This is a genomic window from Candidatus Igneacidithiobacillus taiwanensis (assembly GCF_031962545.1).
GTDB lineage: Bacteria > Pseudomonadota > Gammaproteobacteria > Acidithiobacillales > Acidithiobacillaceae > Igneacidithiobacillus > Igneacidithiobacillus taiwanensis.
Genome location: NZ_JAVRKK010000017.1, coordinates 15,744 through 37,112, shown reverse-complemented (window position 1 = coordinate 37,112; position 21,369 = coordinate 15,744). Strand labels below are relative to the sequence as shown.

General features: G+C 60.3%; 26 protein-coding genes and 1 pseudogene. 5 read left to right on the top strand and 22 right to left on the bottom strand.

Going from position 1 to position 21,369, the window contains the following annotated elements; genetic code table 11:
* The 16 genes and pseudogenes from RTI30_RS04375 to RTI30_RS04300 form a co-directional block, all read right to left on the bottom strand.
* A pseudogene (locus RTI30_RS04375) lies at positions 1-508 on the bottom strand (Ppx/GppA family phosphatase); the annotation flags it as partial.
* A gap of 3 nt (positions 509-511) precedes the next feature.
* The gene (gene phoU / locus RTI30_RS04370; protein WP_312260895.1) at positions 512-1,225 is read right to left on the bottom strand and encodes a phosphate signaling complex protein PhoU; all 714 of its coding nucleotides are present in this window, start codon (positions 1,223-1,225) and stop codon (positions 512-514) included.
* An 11-nt stretch (positions 1,226-1,236) separates the two neighbouring features.
* Positions 1,237-2,007 carry a phosphate ABC transporter ATP-binding protein PstB gene (gene pstB / locus RTI30_RS04365; RefSeq protein WP_312260897.1) on the bottom strand — a complete coding sequence of 257 codons (771 nt, stop codon included), beginning with the start codon at positions 2,005-2,007 and terminating at the stop codon, positions 1,237-1,239.
* A 70-nt stretch (positions 2,008-2,077) separates the two neighbouring features.
* The gene (gene phoR, locus RTI30_RS04360; RefSeq protein WP_312260898.1) at positions 2,078-3,400 is read right to left on the bottom strand and encodes a phosphate regulon sensor histidine kinase PhoR; all 1,323 of its coding nucleotides are present in this window, start codon (positions 3,398-3,400) and stop codon (positions 2,078-2,080) included.
* Complete coding sequence (gene phoB / locus RTI30_RS04355) at positions 3,397-4,140, bottom strand: phosphate regulon transcriptional regulator PhoB (RefSeq protein ID WP_312260899.1); 744 nt, start codon at positions 4,138-4,140, stop codon at positions 3,397-3,399. The genes phoR and phoB overlap by 4 nt, the downstream gene beginning before the upstream one ends.
* A gap of 3 nt (positions 4,141-4,143) precedes the next feature.
* A complete protein-coding gene (gene mnmA / locus RTI30_RS04350; protein ID WP_312260901.1) occupies positions 4,144-5,226 on the bottom strand; it encodes a tRNA 2-thiouridine(34) synthase MnmA in 1,083 nt (360 codons plus the stop codon).
* A 9-nt stretch (positions 5,227-5,235) separates the two neighbouring features.
* Positions 5,236-5,430, bottom strand: coding sequence for a Fe-S cluster assembly protein IscX (gene iscX, locus RTI30_RS04345; protein WP_312260903.1), 195 nt, complete (start codon positions 5,428-5,430; stop codon positions 5,236-5,238).
* Positions 5,430-5,768 carry an ISC system 2Fe-2S type ferredoxin gene (gene fdx, locus RTI30_RS04340; protein ID WP_312260905.1) on the bottom strand — a complete coding sequence of 113 codons (339 nt, stop codon included), beginning with the start codon at positions 5,766-5,768 and terminating at the stop codon, positions 5,430-5,432. Before fdx ends, iscX begins: the two co-directional genes overlap by 1 nt.
* Positions 5,765-7,636 carry a Fe-S protein assembly chaperone HscA gene (gene hscA / locus RTI30_RS04335; protein WP_312260907.1) on the bottom strand — a complete coding sequence of 624 codons (1,872 nt, stop codon included), beginning with the start codon at positions 7,634-7,636 and terminating at the stop codon, positions 5,765-5,767. The genes fdx and hscA overlap by 4 nt, the downstream gene beginning before the upstream one ends.
* A gap of 30 nt (positions 7,637-7,666) precedes the next feature.
* Positions 7,667-8,278, bottom strand: coding sequence for a Fe-S protein assembly co-chaperone HscB (gene hscB / locus RTI30_RS04330; protein WP_312260909.1), 612 nt, complete (start codon positions 8,276-8,278; stop codon positions 7,667-7,669).
* Between the two features lies 1 nt (position 8,279).
* The gene (gene iscA, locus RTI30_RS04325) at positions 8,280-8,603 is read right to left on the bottom strand and encodes an iron-sulfur cluster assembly protein IscA (RefSeq protein ID WP_312260911.1); all 324 of its coding nucleotides are present in this window, start codon (positions 8,601-8,603) and stop codon (positions 8,280-8,282) included.
* Positions 8,604-8,613: 10 nt separating this feature from the next.
* Complete coding sequence (gene iscU, locus RTI30_RS04320) at positions 8,614-9,018, bottom strand: Fe-S cluster assembly scaffold IscU (protein WP_312260913.1); 405 nt, start codon at positions 9,016-9,018, stop codon at positions 8,614-8,616.
* Between the two features lie 23 nt (positions 9,019-9,041).
* Complete coding sequence (locus RTI30_RS04315) at positions 9,042-10,295, bottom strand: IscS subfamily cysteine desulfurase (RefSeq protein ID WP_312260915.1); 1,254 nt, start codon at positions 10,293-10,295, stop codon at positions 9,042-9,044.
* Positions 10,296-10,306: 11 nt separating this feature from the next.
* Complete coding sequence (locus RTI30_RS04310; RefSeq protein ID WP_312260917.1) at positions 10,307-10,792, bottom strand: Rrf2 family transcriptional regulator; 486 nt, start codon at positions 10,790-10,792, stop codon at positions 10,307-10,309.
* A 51-nt stretch (positions 10,793-10,843) separates the two neighbouring features.
* Positions 10,844-11,581 carry a serine O-acetyltransferase gene (gene cysE / locus RTI30_RS04305; protein ID WP_312260919.1) on the bottom strand — a complete coding sequence of 246 codons (738 nt, stop codon included), beginning with the start codon at positions 11,579-11,581 and terminating at the stop codon, positions 10,844-10,846.
* Positions 11,581-12,357: an RNA methyltransferase gene (locus tag RTI30_RS04300; protein WP_312260921.1), complete on the bottom strand. Its 777-nt coding sequence runs from the start codon at positions 12,355-12,357 to the stop codon at positions 11,581-11,583. The genes cysE and RTI30_RS04300 overlap by 1 nt, the downstream gene beginning before the upstream one ends.
* Positions 12,358-12,383: 26 nt before the next feature.
* Here RTI30_RS04300 and RTI30_RS04295 point away from each other — a divergent pair, with 26 nt between their 5' ends.
* Positions 12,384-13,175 (top strand): inositol monophosphatase family protein, encoded by a 792-nt coding sequence (locus RTI30_RS04295; protein ID WP_312260923.1) that lies wholly within the window; start codon positions 12,384-12,386, stop codon positions 13,173-13,175.
* Here RTI30_RS04295 and RTI30_RS04290 read toward each other — a convergent pair.
* Positions 13,172-14,044 (bottom strand): ATP-binding protein, encoded by an 873-nt coding sequence (locus RTI30_RS04290; RefSeq protein ID WP_312260924.1) that lies wholly within the window; start codon positions 14,042-14,044, stop codon positions 13,172-13,174. The genes RTI30_RS04295 and RTI30_RS04290 overlap by 4 nt on opposite strands.
* Before the next feature lie 60 nt (positions 14,045-14,104).
* Between RTI30_RS04290 and RTI30_RS04285 the strand changes: the two genes are divergently transcribed.
* The 4 genes from RTI30_RS04285 to argA are packed head-to-tail and all read left to right on the top strand — an operon-like array spanning position 14,105 to position 16,637.
* Entirely contained in the window at positions 14,105-14,662 is a 558-nt protein-coding gene (locus RTI30_RS04285) for a septation protein A (protein ID WP_312260926.1), read from the top strand.
* A 45-nt stretch (positions 14,663-14,707) separates the two neighbouring features.
* Positions 14,708-15,004, top strand: a complete 297-nt coding sequence (locus RTI30_RS04280; RefSeq protein ID WP_312260928.1) for a YciI family protein — start codon at positions 14,708-14,710, stop codon at positions 15,002-15,004.
* Positions 15,004-15,315, top strand: a complete 312-nt coding sequence (locus RTI30_RS04275) for a BolA family protein (RefSeq protein WP_312260930.1) — start codon at positions 15,004-15,006, stop codon at positions 15,313-15,315. The genes RTI30_RS04280 and RTI30_RS04275 overlap by 1 nt, the downstream gene beginning before the upstream one ends.
* Before the next feature lie 8 nt (positions 15,316-15,323).
* Complete coding sequence (gene argA, locus RTI30_RS04270; protein ID WP_312260931.1) at positions 15,324-16,637, top strand: amino-acid N-acetyltransferase; 1,314 nt, start codon at positions 15,324-15,326, stop codon at positions 16,635-16,637.
* A gap of 8 nt (positions 16,638-16,645) precedes the next feature.
* Here argA and RTI30_RS04265 read toward each other — a convergent pair whose 3' ends face one another.
* The 5 genes from RTI30_RS04265 to RTI30_RS04245 form a co-directional block, all read right to left on the bottom strand.
* Positions 16,646-17,608: an NYN domain-containing protein gene (locus RTI30_RS04265; protein ID WP_312260933.1), complete on the bottom strand. Its 963-nt coding sequence runs from the start codon at positions 17,606-17,608 to the stop codon at positions 16,646-16,648.
* A 1-nt stretch (position 17,609) separates the two neighbouring features.
* Positions 17,610-19,286, bottom strand: a complete 1,677-nt coding sequence (gene ilvD, locus RTI30_RS04260) for a dihydroxy-acid dehydratase (RefSeq protein ID WP_312260935.1) — start codon at positions 19,284-19,286, stop codon at positions 17,610-17,612.
* Between the two features lie 614 nt (positions 19,287-19,900).
* Positions 19,901-20,065, bottom strand: coding sequence for a hypothetical protein (locus RTI30_RS04255; RefSeq protein WP_312260937.1), 165 nt, complete (start codon positions 20,063-20,065; stop codon positions 19,901-19,903).
* A 28-nt stretch (positions 20,066-20,093) separates the two neighbouring features.
* Positions 20,094-20,462 (bottom strand): hypothetical protein, encoded by a 369-nt coding sequence (locus RTI30_RS04250; protein WP_312260939.1) that lies wholly within the window; start codon positions 20,460-20,462, stop codon positions 20,094-20,096.
* Positions 20,459-21,328 carry a DUF3800 domain-containing protein gene (locus RTI30_RS04245; protein ID WP_312283379.1) on the bottom strand — a complete coding sequence of 290 codons (870 nt, stop codon included), beginning with the start codon at positions 21,326-21,328 and terminating at the stop codon, positions 20,459-20,461. The genes RTI30_RS04250 and RTI30_RS04245 overlap by 4 nt, the downstream gene beginning before the upstream one ends.
* Positions 21,329-21,369: the final 41 nt, after the last annotated feature.

Here is a 21,369-nt window from a genome sequence, read left to right as displayed (position 1 = left end):
CAAAATGCAGGCTCTCGCGAATACCTGGCTGAAAGCCTCGCCCGGCGATGATTTCCGTGCTACCGCCGCCAATGTCGACCACTAGACGGCGCTCTTCCGGGGCAACGGCCAAGCTATGAGAAACACCTAGATATATCAGGCGCGCTTCCTCCCGCCCGGCAACGATCTCTACCGGCACCCCCACCGCGGCCTCGATCTGCGCCAAGAAGTCCTCGGCCCGGCGCAGCATGCGCAGGGTGTTGGTACCGATCACGCGGGTGCGCTCCTTGGGAACCGTGCGCAGGCGCTGCCCAAAACGCTGCAGGCATTCGATGGCACGGGCGGCGACTTCGGGAGCAAGGTCGCCATTCGGGAGCAAGCCCTCGGCGAGCCGCACCCCCTCACGCAGCCGGTCGAGGAGACGCAGCTCACCGCCAATCTCTTCGGCGATGACCATGTGGAAGGAGTTGGATCCCAGATCCAGCGCGGCAAGAAGGTTTCGATTTAGGGCGCTGTCGTCACTGGGCATGATTCAATCCTGGAGTTGCTTGCCGACATCCTCCAAGGGAATATGACGGACGTTGACCCCTTTGACAAGGTAGATCACGTACTCACAGAGGTTGCGGGCGTGGTCGCCAACGCGCTCCAAGGCTTTGGCCACAAAGAGGGCGTCGATGGCCGGCGTAATCGTCCGCGGATCCTCCATCATATAGGTAATGAGACGGCGCATGGCGGCGCGATATTCTTGGTTTAGCTCTTCGTCCCCCTTGGCAATTTCGACGGCCGCCTCGGCATCGTTGTTGGCAAGGGCATCCATGGCTTTCCGGAACATCCCCAGGGCGTAGTCACCCATCACCTTGATATCGCGTAAAAAGCGGTTATTAACGCTGGCACTGCTGCGCTGCATCGACAAGGACATGCTGGCAATCTTGACCGCCTTGTCACCAATACGTTCGAGATCGGCAATGGATTTGATCAGGGTCATCACCAAGCGCAAATCACTGGCCGCCGGATGTCGGCGTACCAGGATATTGATGCACTCTTCCTCGATGCGCAGCTCGTAATCGTTGACGACACTGTCGCGACCGATGATTTCATTGGCCAGAGCCTCATCCTGATGCAACAGGGCACTGAGCGCATTGCGCATCTGCTCCTCCACCACCCCGGCCATGCGGTGGACCAGTTCATGCACCGCGTTCAGTTCGTCGTCAAAACGATGGGAAACATGGGGATCGGTATTCAACATGTTGTCGCTCCTTAGCCGTAACGACCGGTGATGTAATCTTCAGTCTGCTTCTTTTGCGGGTTGGTGAAAAGTTGCTGGGTGGGGCCGTACTCCACCATCTCGCCCAAATACATAAAAGCAGTAAAATCAGAGACTCGCGCCGCTTGCTGCATGTTATGGGTAACGATCAGCAGGGTGAACTGCTCGCGCAGTTGCGCCACCAGCTCCTCGATCTTGAGGGTGGCGATGGGGTCCAGCGCCGAGGTGGGCTCGTCGAGGAGGATGACCTCGGGGCGCACCGCCACCGCCCGGGCAATACACAGACGCTGTTGCTGACCACCGGAAAGGCTCAAGCCACTCTTCTTCAGGTTATCTTTTACCTCATCCCATAGAGCCGCTTGGCGCAGGGCCTGCTCCACACGCTCATCCATTTCTACTTTACGCAGTTTCTCGTAGAGCTTGATGCCAAAAGCAATATTGTCATAAATCGACATCGGAAAAGGCGTGGGCTTCTGAAAGACCATTCCCACGCGGGCCCGCAGCAAGTTGACATTGTAATTGGGGGCAAGGATGTCTTCGCCATCGAGGAGGACCTGACCAGTGGCGCGCTGCCCCGGATAGAGAGAATACATGCGGTTGAATACCCGTAGGAGCGTCGATTTGCCGCAGCCAGAAGGCCCAATGAAGGCGGTGACCTGATTGGCCGGCATGTCTAGATTGATCCCTTTCAGCGATTTGTGCTCGCCATAATAGAAATCCAGATTACGTACGGAAACTTTGACGCTGTTTTCAGCAGCAGACATGGCGACCCCCCATAGGTTTTTACTGACTGCACTATAACCGAAGATTATGACACTTTGATGACAGCGGCTCCTAGTCTTGCCAGGAATTACCGCGCCGGGCGAGTTCGGCCGGCAGAAAGACGACGAATTCAGAACCCTGGCCGACCACGCTACGCACCTGCAAGCGTCCGCCATAGCGCTCGGCGCTGTGACGGACGATGGAAAGACCAAGACCGGTACCACCGATACGCCGGGAGCGACCCTTATCGACACGATAGAAGCGCTCGGTAATGCGCTGTAGGTGTTCCTCGGGAATACCCTCACCGGTATCGCGCACGCGCAGCACGAGCGAGCCCTCCTCCTCCCCCCAGGCGATAAAGATATCTCGCCCGCGCGGACAATATTTGACGGCATTTTCGAGAAGATTTTGCACAATTCCCGAAATATCCAAAGGTTCGGCAAACACCGCCAGGCCCAGATCGAGTTCCAGGTGGAGGGCGAGTTCCTTGTCGAGGATGGTAGCCATGAGGCTTTCTCGCGCCCGCTCCACCAATTGCGCCACAAAGATGTTCTCACAACGCTGCGGATCCGGTTCGGCGCTTTCCACCCGCGCCAGAGAGAGCAGATCCTCGACAAGCGACTGCATCCGCTGCCCCTGCTCCTCCATGAGCCGCAACTGCGGTCCTACCTCGGCATCTTGCGCCAAAGGGCTGTCGAGAAGATTCTCCAGAAAGCCGCGGATGACCGTCAGCGGGCTGCGCAACTCGTGGGAAACGTTGGCAACGAAGTCCTGGCGTACCTGTTCCAACTGCCGCAAGCGCGTAACATCGCGAAAAAGCACCAAAGCCCCGGCGCTGCCGAGGGGATAGCGCAGTACCTCGAAGGCGGCATTGGGACGATCGGCAAATTCCATCGCCATGCTGCTCGGGCCGGCGCCGGCGAGAAACTCCTGCATTTGCGGCATACGCAGCCAAAAGGATAAAGGCTTGCCGAGGTCCTCCGGCCAATGGAGGTGCAAGAGGCTCACCGCCGCCGGGTTCATCCATAGCAAGCGCCCTTCGTCGTCCATGAGCAAAAGCGCATCGGGCAGGGCCTGCAGGGCATCACGCAGTTGCATGATCTGCTGATTGAGGGTGTGTTGCCGCTGCTCCTGATGCCGACGCCAGTGGTAGCCCTCGGCAAAGGTCTCTTCCCAGATACCGCTACTGAGGGGCGGAATACGGGTTTTCTTTTCGCGAAACCAGGCGCGAAAACGCAGCGCCTCTTGCCGGTGCCAACCAATCCACAGCGATAGCAACACCAGGGTACCCCAAAGAGGCGGCAGGAGGGATGCGCCGCTGGCGCCGAGGAGCTTCCAGGCGAGAAGGATGGAAAGGGGCAGCAGGGCTGGCACCCAGGCCCGCAGGTGGTTCATGGTACTTTACTAAGGTTTTGTGCCGGCGGCGGAACGGGGTTGCAACGATACCCCTCGCCGCGCACGGTCTCGATGATGTGGGCGTACGAGTAGCTTTCCAGGCAGCGGCGCAGGCGCCGGATGTGGACATCGACGGTGCGCTCCTCGACATAGGTTTGCCGCCCCCAGATGAGGTCGAGCAGGGCTTCGCGACTGTAGACCCGGTCGGGGTTGGTGACCAGCAAGCGCAACAAACGGAACTCCGTCGGTCCCATGCTCACCACCTGGTCCTGCACCAGCACCCGATGGGCCTTGATGTCGATATACAGATCCCCAATGCGCACCCGATTGGGGGAAAAGCCACCGTAGCTGCGTCGCAACAGGGCCTGGACCCGTGCCACCAACTCCCGCGGCGAGAAGGGTTTGATCAGGTAATCATCGGCCCCGGACTCGAGGCCGTGTACGCGATCCCCTTCCTCGCTACGCGCGGTGAGCAGGATGATGGGGATACCTTGCAAGGTGTCGCGCCGACGCAGATTCCGACACCAGGCAATACCACTCTCCCCCGGCAGCATCCAGTCGAGGATGATCAGGTGCGGCGCCGGATCGACCAAGAGATCCTCGGCGGCCTCGGTACTTGCCGCACAAAGTACCTCGAACCCGTGCTTCTGTAGGGTCAGTCGCAGTAGCTCCTGAATACCCTCTTCATCCTCCACCACCAGGACGCGAAAGATCTGTTGCTCTTCGCTTGCTTCGCTCATCTCTCACTCCCGCAGAAGCGGCCATTCTGGCCCAGAGACAACGCCATTGCCAAGACCGGCGATAATGCCACCCCCAAGCAGGCGTTCGCCCCGATAGCAGACGGCAGCTTGCCCCGGAGTAATCGCTCGCTGCGCCTGGGAAAGTTGCAAGCTCGCCCGCCCGCCTTCCTGCAGACGTAAAAGTGCTGGAACCGGTGCTGCCGCATAGCGCAGCTTGACCTCCACCTGCTGCTCCTCCCCCGGCTGCCAGTTCAGCAGCCAGTTGCAGTCACTGATCTCCAGGCGCTCTTTGAGCAGCGCCGCGGCAGGCCCCACCCGCACCTCCGCGCGCTCGGCATCCACCGCCAACACATAGAGGGGCTCGGCACTGCCGCCGCCAATGCCGCGGCGCTGACCAACGGTAAAATGGATTACCCCTTCGTGGGTGCCCAATTCTTCTCCCTCGGGACCGAGGATCTTCCCGGGCCGGCTCTCCACCCCCTGCTCCCGCAGAAAGTGGCGATAATCACCGCCAACAAAGCAAATGTCTTGCGACTCCTGCTTGTCGGCAATAGGCAGGCGGTGTGCATGCGCCAGGGCGCGGACCTCCTCCTTGCGCAGTCCGCCCAAGGGAAAGCGCAGCCGCGGCAGCAGGTCGCGCTCGATGCCATAGAGGAAATAAGACTGATCCTTGCGCGCATCGACCCCGCGCCAGAGCTGCGCCTCGGGGGCGGTCTGTTGGCGCACATAATGTCCGGTGGCCAGCACCTCCGCTCCCAAGGCCTGGGCCTCCTGCCATAAAGCCGAAAATTTCAGGGTCTGGTTGCAGCGAGTGCAGGGATTGGGCGTGCGTCCCGCCGCGTAGTCGGCAATGAAGGGATCGACAATTTCTTTGCGAAATCGCTCGCGATAATCGAGCACTTGGTAGGGAATGCCAAGCTGCGCGCAGAGCTCCGCCGCATCTTCGATATCGCGCTCGTCGCAACAGCGGCTCTTGGGCCAAAGCCGCATGGTGAGACCGATGAGATCATAGCCGGCCTCATGCAACAGTGCCGCAGCGACGGCAGAATCGACCCCCCCCGACAGGGCAATGGCGGCCCTGGGCATTACCGGGCTCTATTCGCGCTCGGCAAGCCAGGCCATTTGTATGGCCTCGAGTATGCGCTCGTTGGAGGCTTCCGGGTCATCCTCAAAGTCCGGTAAATCGACAATCCAGCGATGTAGGTCGGTGAAGCGGAGGTGCTGCACATCGCAGTCCGGATAGGCTTCGTCGAGGGCAATGGCAATTTCCTGGGTATCGGTCCAACGCATCAGTGTCGCTCCTTTTCCAGATTGATGGTGTACTTGGGAATTTCGACGACGAGATCGGTCTTGGCGACCCGGGCTTGACAACTCAGGCGAGACTCCGGCTCTAGCCCCCAGGCGCGGTCGAGCAAGTCCTCCTCCTTCTCCTCGGCGGGTTCGAGGCTGTCGAAGCCGGCGCGGATGACGACATGGCAAGTGGTACAAGCGCACGACATCTCACAGGCATGCTCGATGGGGATACCATTGCGCAGCGCCGCGTTAATGATCGTCTCCCCGGGCTCCGCCTCGATTTCTGCTCCCTTCGGGCAGACATCCGCATGGGGCAAAAAGCGTATTTTGGTCATTTGTCGCTCCATTCATCGATGGAGTGCCCGGCCATTGCCGTGCGCACCGCCTGATTCATTCGCCGCTCGACCAAAACCTCGGCCGCTTTTTCCACTGCCTCGGCTGCACCTTTGAGCGCCTCCACCGAATTACCCGCCAAAGCCTGCAAGAGCTGTGCGCGCGCAGCATCGATCCGGGCTCGCTCTGGCGCATCGAGTAGGGCAGCATCCTTGGCCAGGGCGGCATCGAGAGCCTCGCGCACCCGCTCCGCCTCTACCCGCGCTTCCGCCAAGCGGCGAGCCTCCACATCTTCCTTGCCATGCTCCAGGGCTTCGCGCAGCATGCGGGTAATTTCCGCGTCGTCGAGGCCATAAGAAGGCTTGACCTGCACCTCGGCGCGCACGCCAGTGCTGGTCTCTTCCGCGCTCACGGCGAGGAGGCCGTCGGCATCCACCTGGAAGGTGACGCGGATACGCGCTGCCCCCGCCACCATCGGCGGGATGCCGCGCAAAGTGAATCGCGCCAGAGATCGGTTATCGACCACGCGGTCGCGTTCTCCCTGCAAGACATGGATGCTCATGGCGGTCTGGCCATCCTTGAAAGTAGTGAATTCCTGCGCCTTGGCAACGGGGATGGGGGTATTGCGGGGAATGATTTTCTCGACCAGGCCACCCATGGTTTCCAAACCCAGGGAGAGCGGCAACACGTCCATGAGCAGTAGGTCACCCTGCTGGTTGCCCGCCAAGGCGTCGGCCTGAATCGCCGCGCCGAGGGCTACCACCTGGTCGGGATCGATGTCCGCCAAGGGCTCCTGACCAAAGAATTCGTGCACCATGCGCCGCAAGAGGGGGACGCGCGTGGCGCCGCCCACCAGAACCACCCCCTGGATTTGCTCCGGGCGCACCTTGGCATCACGTAGGGCCCGACGACAAGGGGCAAAACTGCGCTGGATTACCGGCGCAATCCAGGTTTCCAGCTCTTCCCGGCGTAAGTGCCAATCCAGCCTTGTGCCGTCGGGCAACTGTAACTCGACGCTCGCTTCTTCGGCGTCGCTCAGCCGTTCCTTGATGACGCGGGCAGCCAACAACACCTGCCGCTGCCAGCTCGGGCTGCTGGGCGCCCGGTCTGCCAACTGCGCCAGCATCTGCTCGGCAATGCAGCGGTCCATGTCGTCCCCCCCAAGGGCGGCGTCGCCAGCCGTTGCCAAGACCTCAAAGACGCCTTTTTGCAAACGCAGTAGCGAGAGGTCGAAGGTGCCACCGCCAAGGTCATAAATCGCATAGAGCCCCTCGGCTCCCTTGTCCAACCCGTAGGCCACCGCCGCTGCCGTCGGCTCGGCGAGCAGGCGCAACACATGGATGTCGGCTAGGCGGGCGGCATCTTTGGTGGCCTGCCGCTGGGCGTCATCGAAGTACGCCGGCACGGTAATGACTGCACCCAAAAGCTTCCCGCCCAAGGATGCCTCGGCCCGCTGGCGCAATACCTTGAGGATTTCCGCCGATACCTCGACTGGGCTTTTTTCTCCCTGGACGGTTTGCAGCCGCAGCATTCCATCGCCAGCGGCAAGACGATAGGGCAACTCGCCAGCAAGAGTTTGGAGGTCTTCTGGTCCTCGACCCATGAGCCGTTTTACCGAGGCTATGGTGTTGTGGGGATCTTGTGCGGCGCTGGCACGCGCCTCCTCGCCCACCAAAACGCTTCCGTCGGCTCGGTACTGCACTACCGAGGGCAACAGGTAGCGATCTTGCTCGTCGCGCAAGACCTCCGGCACCCCCGAGCGCAAGGTCGCCACGAGGGAATGCGTGGTCCCCAGGTCGATGCCAACGACTAGCCGATGTTCATGCGGGGCAGTGGACTGCCCAGGTTCGGCAATTTGCAACAACGCCATTCCAGCTCCTCAACGCGAACCGTGGGGGGCTCAGGCGTAATCCCACCGTTCCTCGTTTGCATCGATTTCTGCGAGAAATTTGCGCAGATACTGCCATTCCTGCAAGAGACGGGCAATCTGCGCTTCCTGAGGAGCGGCAAAGGCTGCCGTCATCCTCTCCATCAATTCTTGTTCTTCGGCATTCGCCTCGGCGCGCAGACGATCGAGTTGCGCTTGATCACGAATGGCAACGGCATCGTCGAGTGCCTCCCGGCGCTCCATCTCGCGTAGCAGGAGCTCGGGATCACGCAGGCTACCCATCTCCTCGCCCAAGGCCGAGTGGCCAAAGCGCTGCTGAAAAAGGTAGTCGGCGCGCCGCAAGGGGTCGCCCAAGACTGCCTGCGCCTCGTTGATGCGGGTACTCCACTCCAACGATTGGCGCTGCTGGGCGCTGTCGGCCTGGGCAAAACGATCGGGGTGCAGCAACTGTTGCCGCTCCAGCACCCGCTTGCGTAACTCCGCTAGATCGAGAGGAAAATCCTCCGCAAGGCCCAATACCGCAAAGAGCGAGAGGTTGGGGTCGAAGGGCTGCAGGGAACCACAGTGCGGGCAGGTAGCCACCCCCGGCAGCAACGACGCCCGACAGGAAGGACAGCTCGACATCTTATACGGTAAAGCTTTCGCCGCAACCGCAACTGTCTTTGACGTTGGGGTTATTGAAGCGAAATCCCTCGTTCAGTCCCTCGCGGGTAAAATCCAGCTCCGTGCCGTCCAAGTACAGCATGCTCTTGGGGTCGACAAAAATACGGACGTCATCTTGGGCAAAGACCAAGTCTTCTGCCTGGGGTTCATCAACGAATTCCATGACATAAGACAGACCCGAGCAACCGCTGGTTTTTACACCAATGCGGATACCCTGGCCCTTACCCCGCTTTTCGATACTTTTGCGTACCTGCCGGGCCGCTGCCGGAGTCATGCTCAGTGCCATAGTCGTACCCTCAATGGGTCTCGGCTGCCGATACCGCGCCGGACTTCTTGCGATAGTCTTCGATGGCAGCCTTGATGGCATCCTCTGCCAACACCGAACAGTGGATCTTGACCGGGGGCAGTTCGAGCTCCTCGGCAATCTGGCTGTTCTTGATCTGCATCGCTTCGTCGAGCGACTTACCCTTGACCCACTCCGTGACCAAAGAGCTGGAGGCAATGGCGGAGCCACAACCGTAGGTCTTGAATTTGGCATCTTCGATGATGCCCTGCTCATTGACCTTGATCTGCAGGCGCATCACATCGCCACAGGCAGGCGCACCCACCATACCGGTACCCACCCCTGCCTCTTCTTTGGCAAAACTACCGACGTTGCGGGGGTTTTCGTAGTGATCGATGACTTTTTCGCTGTATGCCATGACTTGTCTCCTGTTATCTGGAATCAGTGTGCCGCCCACTGCACGGAGTTGAGGTCGATTCCCTCGAGATGCATTTCCCAGAGGGGAGACAACTCCCGCAGTTTGCCCACTTTCGAGGCCACCAACTCGATGGTCTCATCGATTTCCTCTTCGGTGGTGTAGCGTCCAATACCGAAGCGGATGGAACTGTGCGCCAATTCGTCGGACTTACCCAAGGCGCGCAAAACGTAAGAAGGTTCGAGACTGGCCGAGGTGCAGGCCGAGCCACTCGACACGGCAATACCCTTGAGCGCCATGATCAGCGACTCGCCCTCCACAAAGGCAAAACTCAGGTTGAGGTTGTGGGGCACCCGGTGCTCCATGTCGCCGTTGATGTAGACCTCTTCGACCCGGCTCATGATGCCGTTGAGCAGACGATCACGCAGTTGGCGAATACGCCGGGAGTCGCTCTCCATGCTTTGTACGGCAAGCTCCGCCGCAGCCCCCATGCCCACGATCTGGTGCGTCGGCAAGGTGCCCGACCGCATACCGCGTTCGTGGCCACCACCGTGGATCTGCGCTTCGATGCGCACCCGCGGCTTACGTCGCACGTAGAGGGCACCAATGCCTTTGGGTCCGTAGATCTTATGACCGGAAAGACTCATCAGATCGGCCTGAATGGCTTCGACATCGACCGGCACCTTGCCGAGGGCCTGCACCGCATCGACATGAAAGAGAATCTTGTGCTCGCGCAGCATCTTGCCAATCTCTTCCATGGGCTGGATGACGCCGATTTCGTTGTTGACGAAGAGCACCGAGGCGAGGATGGTGTCTGGACGCAAAGCGGCGCGGAAAGCATCGAGATCGACCAGTCCATTCTCTTGCACTTCGAGATAGGTACACTCGAAGCCTTCGCGCTCCAACTGGCGAAAGGTATCGAGGGTGGCCTTGTGCTCCGTGCGCAGGGTAATCAGATGTTTGCCCTTGCCAGAATAGAAGTGCGCCGCACCCTTAATGGCCAGATTACTGGATTCGGTAGCGCCCGAGGTCCAGACGATCTCCTTGGGGTCAGCGTGGATGGCGGCGGCCACCTGGGCACGTGCCTTCTCGACCGCTTCCTCGGCCAACCAGCCGTAGCTGTGGGAGCGACTGGCTGGATTGCCAAAATTCTGCGTCAAGTACGGCAACATCGCCTCGACCACCAAGGGATCGACCGGCGTGGTCGCCTGATAATCGAGATAAATGGGCCGATCCCGCAAAGCGGGACTGTTCACCTTTTCTGCCTGTACTGCGCTCATAGACACCTCGCTTACCCGTGGGCGGGACGCTGTTGTTCCCGCTCTGTCATTCGTAAAGGAAGGGTACCCGGCTGCTGCAGCTTGCGCCGCTGCTCCTGCACCAGCTGCGCCAAGGTGATGCCGTGCAGGAAGCGACCGATTTGCTCCCCCAAGGCCTCCCAGAGGTCGTGGGTGAGGCACTGCTGGCCCTCGCCCTTGCAGCACTGCACTGGGTCTCCACCGCATTGGGTGGTATTGATGGATTCGTTGACGGCGCGGATGATTTCATCGACCGGGATGTCAGTTCCCGCTCGGCCCAAACGATAACCGCCGCCAGGACCGCGCACACTATCCACCAAACCCTGCTTGCGCAGACGCCCAAAGAGTTGCTCCAAATAGGCAACGGAAATCTGTTGACGGCGGGAGATATCGGCAACGGTGACTACCTCGTCCTCGGCATGTAATGCGAGGTCGAGCATAGCAGTAACCGCGTAGCGACCCCTTGTCGTCAACTTCATGACCTATACCCTCCTGACTGCTTGCCTATCCTACTATCCCTACTGAATTAGTCAACTATTATTCGCTACCGTTCCCTTGTCGGCGGCATCGAGGGAACATTCTGGACTCTCGACGATTTCGATGGCCCCAGCCTCTGGCCGTAGGGCAGCGAGTTGGGTGCGCAGTTCTGCCAATTCACGGTCCTGGTGTTGCATGTGTTCCAGCATGCATTCGACCGCCCGCGCCACGGGGTCGGGCATTTGCCCGGTCAGGCCATAGGCATCGAAATGACTGTCGCTGGAGCTCTTGTTTATCGTCCGCCCCGGAATACCCACCACGGTCACCCCGTCTGGCACATCCTTGACCACCACCGCATTGGAGCCGATGCGGGCATTGTCACCAACGCTGATAGGCCCAAGCACCTTGGCACCGGCACCAACGATGACGCCATTGCCCAGGGTAGGATGACGCTTGCCCGGCTGCCAGGAGGTACCGCCCAGGGTAACGCCATGGTAGAGGGTGCAGTCATCGCCAATTTCCGCCGTTTCGCCAATCACCACCCCCATGCCGTGGTCGATGAAAAAACGGGCGCCGATCTTGGCGCCGGGGTGAATTTCGATACCGGTGAGCCAGCGCGCAATGGCGGAGAGGATACGGGCAACGAGAAACCACTTGTGCTCCCATAGCCAATGGGCGAGGCGATAGGCAAAAAGCGCATGCACGCCAGGATAGGTTAGGAGAATTTCAAAGCGGGTGCGCGCGGCGGGGTCGCGAGCAAAGATGGCATCGAGGTCGTCGCGCAAGGACATCAGCGCCCCTCCCCTTTGCTCGCCCAGCGGGTAATTTCGGTGAGAATACCGCGCAGGATGTCGATTTCGTTGCCGCTCGGCTGGGCGCGGTCGAAAAGGCGGCGTAAACGTCGCATCATGTGCTCCTCCCGCGGTGCCTGCAAAAAGCCACTGGCAAGCAACACATCGCGCAATTGGGCATAAAAGCCTTCGCGCTCTGCCACCAGTGCGCCGCGCTCCGGTAGCTCTGGCAACGGTGCCACCCCCGCATTGCTTGCCATTTGCAGCTCATACGACAGAATCTGTACCGCCTGGGCAAGATTGAGGGAGTGGTAGAGATCGCCGGTAGGAATCTGGATCAAGTGCTGGCACAGGTCGAGTTCGCTGTTGCTAAGGCCACTGCTCTCACGACCAAAGAGTATAGCCACCGGCGCTTGTGCGGCGGCGGCGATCATCTCTTGTGCCGCCGAGCGTGCATCGCTTTGCGGCCACTGAATATGGCGATCACGCGCGGTGGTGCCGTAGACCCGTGCGCAGTCGGCGAGGGCGCTTGCCAAGTCATCGTGTACCTCGGCTCGCTGCAATACATCCTCGGCGCCGGAGGCGAGGGCGTCGGCCTCGGGATGCGGAAAGAAGCGCGGGCGCACCAGCACCAAGCGCGTCAGGCCCATGACCTTCATCGCCCGCGCCGTCGAACCAATGTTGCCCGGGTGACTGGGTTCGACCAAAACGACGCGAATTTGCGCGAGGCTCTCCGCACCGTGCAGGGGGGCCGGCTTTTCTCTATACTCGCTCATGTTTCACATTCCGAGCCAAGGTTGTCATGCAACATCCCATTCTTGTAACTGCGATCCGCGCTGCCCGCAAGGCCGGCGACATCATCAACCGCAACATCGACCGCGTCAACGAAATCCGCGTCGGCAGCAAAGGACCGCGCGATTTTGTTACCGAAGTCGACCAGCGTGCCGAGGCGGCCATCGTGGAGGTCATCCAACGCGCCTACCCGGATCACGGCATTCTGGCGGAAGAAGGCACGCGCATCGAAGACCGCGAATACGAGTGGATCATCGATCCTCTCGATGGCACCACCAATTTCATTCACGGTGTGCCGAGCCTTGCGGTTTCCATTGGCATACGCCGCCAGCAGCGGCTCGAACATGCCGTTGTCTACGATCCTCTGCGCAACGAACTCTTCAGTGCCAGCCGCGGTGGCGGCGCCCATCTCAATGATCGGCGCCTGCGCGTTAGCCAACGGCGAGAATTGGACGACAGCCTCATCGCGACCGGTTTCCCCTTTCGCGATTTCAGCTACCTCGACGAATATCTGGCCATCTTCAAGGGCCTGATGCAAAAGACCGCCGGCCTGCGCCGAGCCGGATCTGCCGCCCTCGATCTCGCCTATGTGGCCGCCGGGCGCTACGACGGCTTCTGGGAATTCCATCTGAAACCCTGGGACATCGCCGCCGGTGCCCTGCTCATTCAGGAAGCCGGCGGGCTGGCTACGGATTTTCACGGCGAGCAGGAATTCTTGCGTTCCGGAAACATCGTTGCCGGCAATCTGCGCATCCACGCGCAGTTGCTGCAGCAAATCCAAAAGGAATTACCCAAGGGCTAAGCAGTACCGCCCGGGGCCAAGCCCCGGCTGCCTACCCAATGGCGGGCAAAGTGCTGCGCCACCCGCCCGCTGCGCGAGCCGCGTTGCAGGGCCCAACGCAGCGCCTCGGCCTGCCAAGCGTCGCGCTCGTCGTCGTTGCCCAAAAGCCGCAGGTGGCTGGCAACGATGTCGAGATACTGGGCCTGATCAAAGGCATAAAAGCCCAACCAGAGGCCAAAACGCTCCGAAAGGCTGATCTTTTCCTCGGCGGTTTCGCCGGCAATGATCTCCTCCCCATGGCGATGGTATTCCTCGTTATCGGAAAAATGCCGGGGTAAGAGATGACGGCGGTTGCTGGTGGCGTAGAGCAACACATTGGCCGGCCGTGCCTCAACGCCACCATCGAGAAGGGACTTGAGGGAGCGGTAGGCAGGGTCGTCGCTGCCAAAGGAAAGATCATCGCAAAACAACACAAAACGATAACGCTCTTCGGGGTCGGCGCGGGCAATGGCGGCAAGGATCTCCGGCAAGTCGAGAATGGCTTGGCTGTCGATTTCGACCAAGCGCAGCCCGGCGTCGGCATAGGCACCTAAAAGAGCCTTTACCAGAGACGACTTGCCCGTACCGCGCCCGCCCCAAAGCAGGGCATCGTTGGCGGGCAAACCGGCAACGAATTGGCGAGTGTTCGCTACCAACGTCGCCTTGGCCTCGTCAATGCCGAGCAGGCTGTCGAGACGGGGCAAATCGAGGCGCTGCAATGGCTCCAAGCGCCCGGCGAGGCCATGACGGCGCCAACGCGCTGCGCGTACCTCGGCAAAATTGGGCAACTTTTCCGCCTCGCCCTGACCAAGCAGGCGCAGCAGCTGCAAGATGCGATCATCCACTTCCACTAGGCAAAGCCTCCTTCCCATCGCTACACTGAGCCCAACCCTACCCGTTTTGGCGTTGACATGAAACTGCTCATCGATTTTTTACCGGTTATCCTCTTCTTTGTGGCTTACAAGATTCACGGCATCTATTTTGCCACCAAGGTGCTCATCGTCGCCTCGGTGCTGTTGATGCTCTGGCAGTGGCGCCGGCAGGGAAAGGTAGAGAGCATGACCTGGATTTCGACCCTGCTGATCTTGGTCTTTGGCGGTCTAACCATCTATTTTCATAACGATACCTTCATCAAATGGAAGCCGAGTATCCTGTATCTGCTCTTTGCCATTGCCCTGCTCTGGACCCACTGGCGGGAAACGCCGTTGCTGCAACGGCTCATGGGCGCGCAGCTACCCGTGAGCCTGCCCAATGCCTTCTGGCGGCGCCTGAATCGCTATTGGATCATCTTTTTTGTGATACTGGCGGTGCTCAATCTCGCCATCGCCTATACCTTCCCTACCAATATTTGGGTGGATTTCAAGCTCTTTGGGCTATTGATTTTGACGGTGCTGTTTGTGATCTATCAGGCCATTCTCATTAGCCGTGCCCTGCCGCCCGACGCCCTTGGCAGCAAGGATTCGCACTGATTCGGCCTGTGCTAGACTGAAGCTCGTTTGTTCGCGAGGAACGCCATGTACTACTGCATTATCGGTATCGACAACCCCGACTCCCTGGAACTACGCCAACAGGCACGTGCCGAGCATTTGGCGCGACTGCACCAACTACGCGCCGAAGATCGGCTGCTGACGGCCGGTCCCTTCCCCGCCATCGACAGCGAAGACCCGGGTGCGGCGGGCTTTAGTGGAAGCCTGATCATTGCCCGTTTTGATTCCCTGGCGGATGCCCAACAGTGGGCCGCCGCCGAACCCTATCTCAGTCATGGCGTGTACGCCAACGTAAGCGTACAGCCCTACAAGGCGGTGTTTTGATGAACCAGCAAGCCATAGAAAATGCCATACGTACGGCGCTGGAGCCGGAAGAGCTGCAGATTCGCGATCGTAGCGAGGCCCATGAAGGGCATGCCGGGGCGACCAGCGAGGGCGGACACTTTGAGCTGCGGGTGGTAAGCAGCCGCTTTGCCGGCCTTGCCCCCCTCGCCCGCCATCGCTTGGTCTATGCCGCCGTCGAGGGTATCGGCGAGAGCATCCACGCCTTCGCCCTGCAGACCCTGACCCCAGAAGAAGCCGAACAGCGCCGTCAGCAACGACCGGCACGGCGGACCATTCCCCTCTCCTCCTAAGCCAAGCCGTGGCCAAAGATGCCTTCGTTCGCCAATTTCGCGAATCGTCGCCGTATATCCATCGCTTTCGCGGGCAGACTTTCGTCATCAATTTTGGCGGCGACGTGGTGGCTGACGGCCACTTTTGGACCATTGCCCAGGATATCGCCCTACTGAACAGCCTCGGCATCAATGTCGTTTTGGTGCACGGCGCGGGGCCACAAATCGACGCTGCTTTGGCGCAAGCCGGACTGCACTCCGAGCGCGTCGAAGGCAGGCGGATTACCACCGCCGCCATCATGGAACGGCTCATCCCTGCGGTGGGCGGAGTGCGCCTGCAGGTGGAGGCAATGCTCTCCGAGGGCAGACAAGACTCACCCATGGCCCATGCCGGATTGCAGGTGAGCAGCGGCAATTTCATCATTGCCCAACCCATTGGCATCCTCAACGGTGTCGACTACCAGTACACCGGCGAGGTACGGCGGGTGGCGGTAGAGGCCATCCAACGGCACATTGCTGCCGATGAGGTCGTGCTGCTCTCCCCCATCGGGGTTTCGCCCACGGGTACGCTCTTCAATATTCGCGCCGAAGACATTGCCGTTGCCGCCGCCATCGCCCTCGATGCCGCCAAGCTCATTTTTTATGCCGACGAGCCTGGCGTGCTCGATGCCCAGGGCGAATTGCAGCGGCAGATCGTGCTCTCGGAAATCCCCGCCCTCTTGGCCGAACCGCTGCCCGAAGCCATCCACGAGCATCTTCGCAGTGCCGAGAAGGCCTGTCGCCGCAATGTCGAGCGGGTGCATATCATTCCGCGCCGGGAGGATGGCGCTATTCTGCGTGAACTCTTCACCCGCGACGGCTTGGGCAGCATGATTTCCCGCGATCCTTTCGAGCACCTGCGCCCGGCTAGTCGCAGCGATATTCCCGGCATCATGGCCCTGATCCGCCCCCTCGAGGAGAGCGGGGTACTGGTGCGGCGTGGGCGCGAGCGCCTAGAGCGGGAGGTGGAGCAGTTCACGGTCATGGAGCGCGACGGCAAGATCATCGGCTGTGTTGCCGTCTACCCCTACCCGGAGTACGGCATGGCGGAAATCGCCTGCTTAGCCGTAGACGAACAATATCGGGAAGAAGGCCGCGGCGAGCAGTTATTGGAGTACGGGGTCGCCACGGCGCGCAAGCTCAACCTGCAAGAAGTTTTTGTGCTCAGCACCCAAAGTGGCCAGTGGTTTTTGGAACGTTCCTTTCGGCGCGGCAGCCTCAAGGAATTGCCGGTACCTAAGCAAGGGCTGTACAACCTGCAGCGGCGCAGTGGCATTTTTTTACGCAGCCTGCGAGAGAATTGAAGCGCAGCTCAGTCCTCTGGTTTGCCGCGTTCCTCTACCTCTTCCATTTCCCCGTCTACGCCGGTATACGCCGCGGGCAAGAGTTCCATCTCGCGCTGATCGAGGCGCGGCGCTGCGTTGTACTTGCCGTCGTAGCGGTACACCACCGTGCAGCGCTTGGCAACGAAGCCACCACGCTCCATCTCGCTCGACTCGAGATCAAACTCGAGGACGATGTCGCGGCTCGGCAAATCGGCTACATCGAGCTCCCGCGGCAGGTCCGTCACATGCACAAAGGCGGAGCTGTAGGGAGAATCATCTTGGCGGGTATCCGTTACCCAGAGCTGGCCGCTCAGTTGCCGCTGAAAACGGACAAAGCCAAAGCCCCGTTCCAGCTCCCAGCGACTGCATATACCCCGCACCCGCGAGCCGATTTCGCCCCAGGGTAAGCGCCCATCGCCGCGCACCGGCAGCAGGCCCGGCACCAGGAAGCCCGAGTAGAAAGCATCGGCTTCGTGCTGCAAGGCCACGGAAACATTACGAAAACCCAGCACCTCGACGCGACAGCCGCGGTTTTGCAACGCACGTACCACTTGCAAAAAATCGCCGTCACCGGTCACCAACAGCACCTGATCGAGCCGCTCCGACTGCAGCATCACGTCCACCGCCAAGTCGAGATCGGCATTGGCCTTGGCCACTGCATTGCCCTCCTCATCGGTAAACCAACGCACGGGCTTTTCGATGATTTTCCAGCCGAGATCACGCACTGCCTGTTGGTAGGAGCGAATACGGTCGTGATAGTCGCGGTCGGTGCGATTGCGCTGCCCATCTACCGCCATGTAGGTATTGAGACGGATGAGCTGCGAGGCATTGCGCCCATCGCCACGTGCGGCAAAGCGCCGCAACACGTCGTAGCGCATGGAGTAGCCACCGTTGAAGCGTACATTCTCGGCGTCGACGTAAACGCCAACCCGCAAGGAAGACGCTGTCAAGTCAGGACTCCAAAATGGCGCCCATGGCGGCGTTGGTTACCAGTTTACGGTAGCGGCGCAGCCAAGGGGATTTCAGGGGCTTTTCGACGGGTACCCAGCTTTCCCGACGCCGAGCGAGTTCCTCCTCACTCAGCCTTACGTCGAGTTTGCCTGCATCCAGATCGAGCTCGATGATGTCGCCGTCGCGTAGCAGGGCGATGGGTCCGCCCTCTGCTGCCTCTGGCGAAATATGCCCAATACAGGCACCGCGGGTAGCGCCGCTGAAGCGGCCGTCGGTAATGAGCGCCACCGATTCCCCCAGCCCCATACCCATGATGTTGGCGGTGGGAGTGAGCATTTCGGGCATACCGGGGCCGCCCTTGGGGCCCTCGTAGCGAATGACCACCACCTGACCGGCCTCCACCTCGCCCGCCAGAATCCCTTCGGCGGCAGTCTCCATGCTCTCAAAAATCTTGGCCGGGCCGGCAAACTTGCGCATGGCCGGCACCACGGCACCAATTTTGACGATGCCGCCTTGCGGGGCGAGATTGCCAAAAACCGCCCGCAAGCCACCGGTGGGAGAAAACGGATCCGTGGCCAGATGGATGATCTTACTGTCGCGAACCTCGGCAGCCTCGACAATTTCGCGCAGGGTCTGGCCGCTTACGGTTGGCTTGTCGAGGTGCAGGACGTTGCCGTTGCGCTTGTGCACCTCGTGCAAAATAGCGGGAATGCCCCCAGCGCGGCCAATATCCTCGATATGCACCGTGGAGAGGGCCGGCGAGACCTTGGCTAGGTAGGCGACTTGCTGCGCCAGCTCATTGATACGCGCCAAGGGGTAGTCGATGCCGGATTCGCGCGCAATGGCCAAAGTATGCAAGACGGTGTTGGTAGAGCCACCCATGGCCATGTCGAGGATGAACGCATTGTCGATGGCCTCGAAATCCACCAACTGGCGCATGGTCGGCCCACCAGCCTGGACGATGGCCATGATCCGTGCCGCCGCTGTGCGCACCAAGTCGCGGCGCGCCGCCGCCGTCGCCAGCACCGTGCCGTTGCCCGGCAGCGCAATGCCCAAGACTTCCATCAGGCAGTTCATGCTATTGGCGGTAAACATGCCGGAGCAGGAACCACAGGTGGGGCAGGCCTTGTCTTCGATTTCTTTGAGGCGCGCCTCGGTAATCTGCCCGCGCTTGAATTGCCCCACCGCCTCGAAGGCAGTGACTAGATCCACCGGCGTACCGTCGGCGAGCTTGCCCGCCTCCATCGGCCCACCCGACACGAAAACCGTGGGGATGTCGCAGCGCAGGGCGCCCATGATCATGCCCGGTACGATCTTGTCGCAGTTGGGAATGCAGACCAAGCCATCGAGGTGATGCGCCTGCACTACGGTCTCGATGGAGTCGGCAATCAGCTCGCGGCTGGGCAGGGAGTAGCGCATACCCTCGTGCCCCATGATAATCCCGTCGTCGACACCAATGGTGTTGAATTCAAAAGGAATACCACCAGCGGCGCGAATGGCCTCCTTGACGATGCGACCAAACTCCTGCAAATGCACATGGCCGGGAATGATGTCGATGTAGGAGTTGGCGACCCCGATGAAGGGCTTGTCCATATCGGCATCGGTCACTCCGCAAGCCTTGAGCAAAGAGCGGTGGGGGGCTCGTTCAAAGCCCTTTTTGATTTTGTCGGAACGCATTGGTCACCTCGAGCTGAGCGGCTCTGCCGAGCCGGTATGTATCATGCCGCCAGTATAGAACCGCCGGCCGCAAAGACCAAGGCAGCCCATCGAAGTTATTCGAGACCTGACGGGTAGCCTCGCTCAATTGCGAACCGAAACGCGCAACTCGACTCTGCAAAAGTCAGAACTGCGTCTTCTTGCAAACCAAGCGGATGTGGAAAGAAAACTGGTAGACCAAGTAGCCGAAATCTCGCATAGTGCGAGGATGTCCATCAAGGCCAACGTTTTTGCGCTACAGCAACTCAGCAGGCCCGCCACGTTCATCTGCTGCGGCAAGGCCTCGAGCGACAACCCGGGCGCTTCCACCGCGAACACAATATCCACTTCTTACGGAATGTCTGCATCAGCGACTGGCATAAACCATCTATCCGTGCGGATTGGTTGTGGCTGTCGCCGACCAGGACCTTCACGATCAGGTTCAACAATTCTTGCGCGAACGCGCGCTTGGCCTCGACTATAATGGGGTGCGGGTGATTGGGTTTGGGTACCTCCAAGCTTGGTATTCGATGTGACCACTTTTGACCGCTCGCTGGCGCAGCAGGTCATGAAGTTTGATAGGGAGTTGGGTCATATCAAACCAACCCCCGCTCGCTCATCAACGCGGCAAGCGGGCTACCAGCAGCGATGTGAGGCGCGACGATATCGCTAGCGAGTGCCAACACCAACCGATTACGCGCAAGCGCGGTTTCGCGGGTGGTGCGGCGCAACTCGGGCGGGCAGGCGGTGATGACCAGCATCCGGCCAGCCGCCAGCGGTTCGCGCTCTTCAGCAAGTAGGCCGATACTCGGTAATGCCCCGCGCCAGCACCTTGACCACGCGCCCCTGGCGCCGGAGCGCCGAGCGCAGCACCTGTTGCTCCAGCGGTGAGTGAAAGCCGCTGACGATGACCCGGCCGCCCTTGACCCATTCCGGCACGCGCTCGAGGGTTTCAAGCAGGACATGACCGGGGCATTCACGGGAGGCGAGGAAGCCGAGCAGCCGCTCAGAGAGCAGGTCGATATTGCCGACTGCGAAAAATTCGCTTCCCATTTTCGGGTTGTTGTATACTTCGCATCGGAGATTCTGTCGCTGGGCGGCTTCGCAAGGGGTGGCTTGGCAGGCTTTATCTCCTTTTCTTTTTTGGGTGCCCGTCATCGCCCATCTCCGTAAGGATTGGGGACGAAAACCACTCCATAGGAATCGAATGTCCGACCATCGCGGTATCCCTGCCCCCGGTACTGTAGCTGGCTAAGCCACGGACCGAATTCCCTCGCGATTTCCTCCCTAACCGCCAAATCCATGCCCATGCCCGGCAGACGGAATCCCCAGTTGATGCAATAGATAGCCAGATCGGCCGCCTGCATAGGCACGCTCAAGTCAGAAGCGACAAACATGGGTACGGGTACGATCCAGGCCGTCCGATATCGCCCGGTCTGGGTCTTGCTGAAATAGCGCTCCATCTGCCGGATGAAACGACGGTCAGCCACCTTTTCCACTTCATCGAAAACCAGCAAACCATGCTCACGCTGAGCTTCAAGAAAGTAGAAGTAGCGTTCCAGCAGGAAGACATGGTCCTTGCGCAGGTATTCCTCCGCCTCAAAAGTCGGTGGCTTGCGCACGGTGGTAGGGATGACCGATGCGAACAGTTGAGCATCGAAGGTGCGTAGCGCTTGGAAGACCGAGCGGGCCATTTCGATGCAAGCTTGCCCATAGGCCGTGAATTCGTCACGTGAAGGTGGCAGTTTTTCCAGCCCTTTGGTGAGAAAACCCCGGCAATGCTTGCGCCGCGCCTCGTCGGGCATCCAGTCGCTTTGGTCAGCCCACTTGAAGCGGTCCTTGTCGAGTAATTTGGCACCCTTGACCTCTTTGCGGTATTCATGCAGGCGAGCGCCAAAGGCGGCCAGCTCTGCCTGTTGCAGCTGCTGAACGAATGGCCACAGCTTGCGCGCTTGCAGGGCGATGCCGCCGCGCACCTCATACGGGCAGTTCTTGTGATCGTGGCCGGATTCGTCGAGGAACAACAGCCAACTCATGTCCGCCCTCCAGAGGCGCTGCTTCAGGT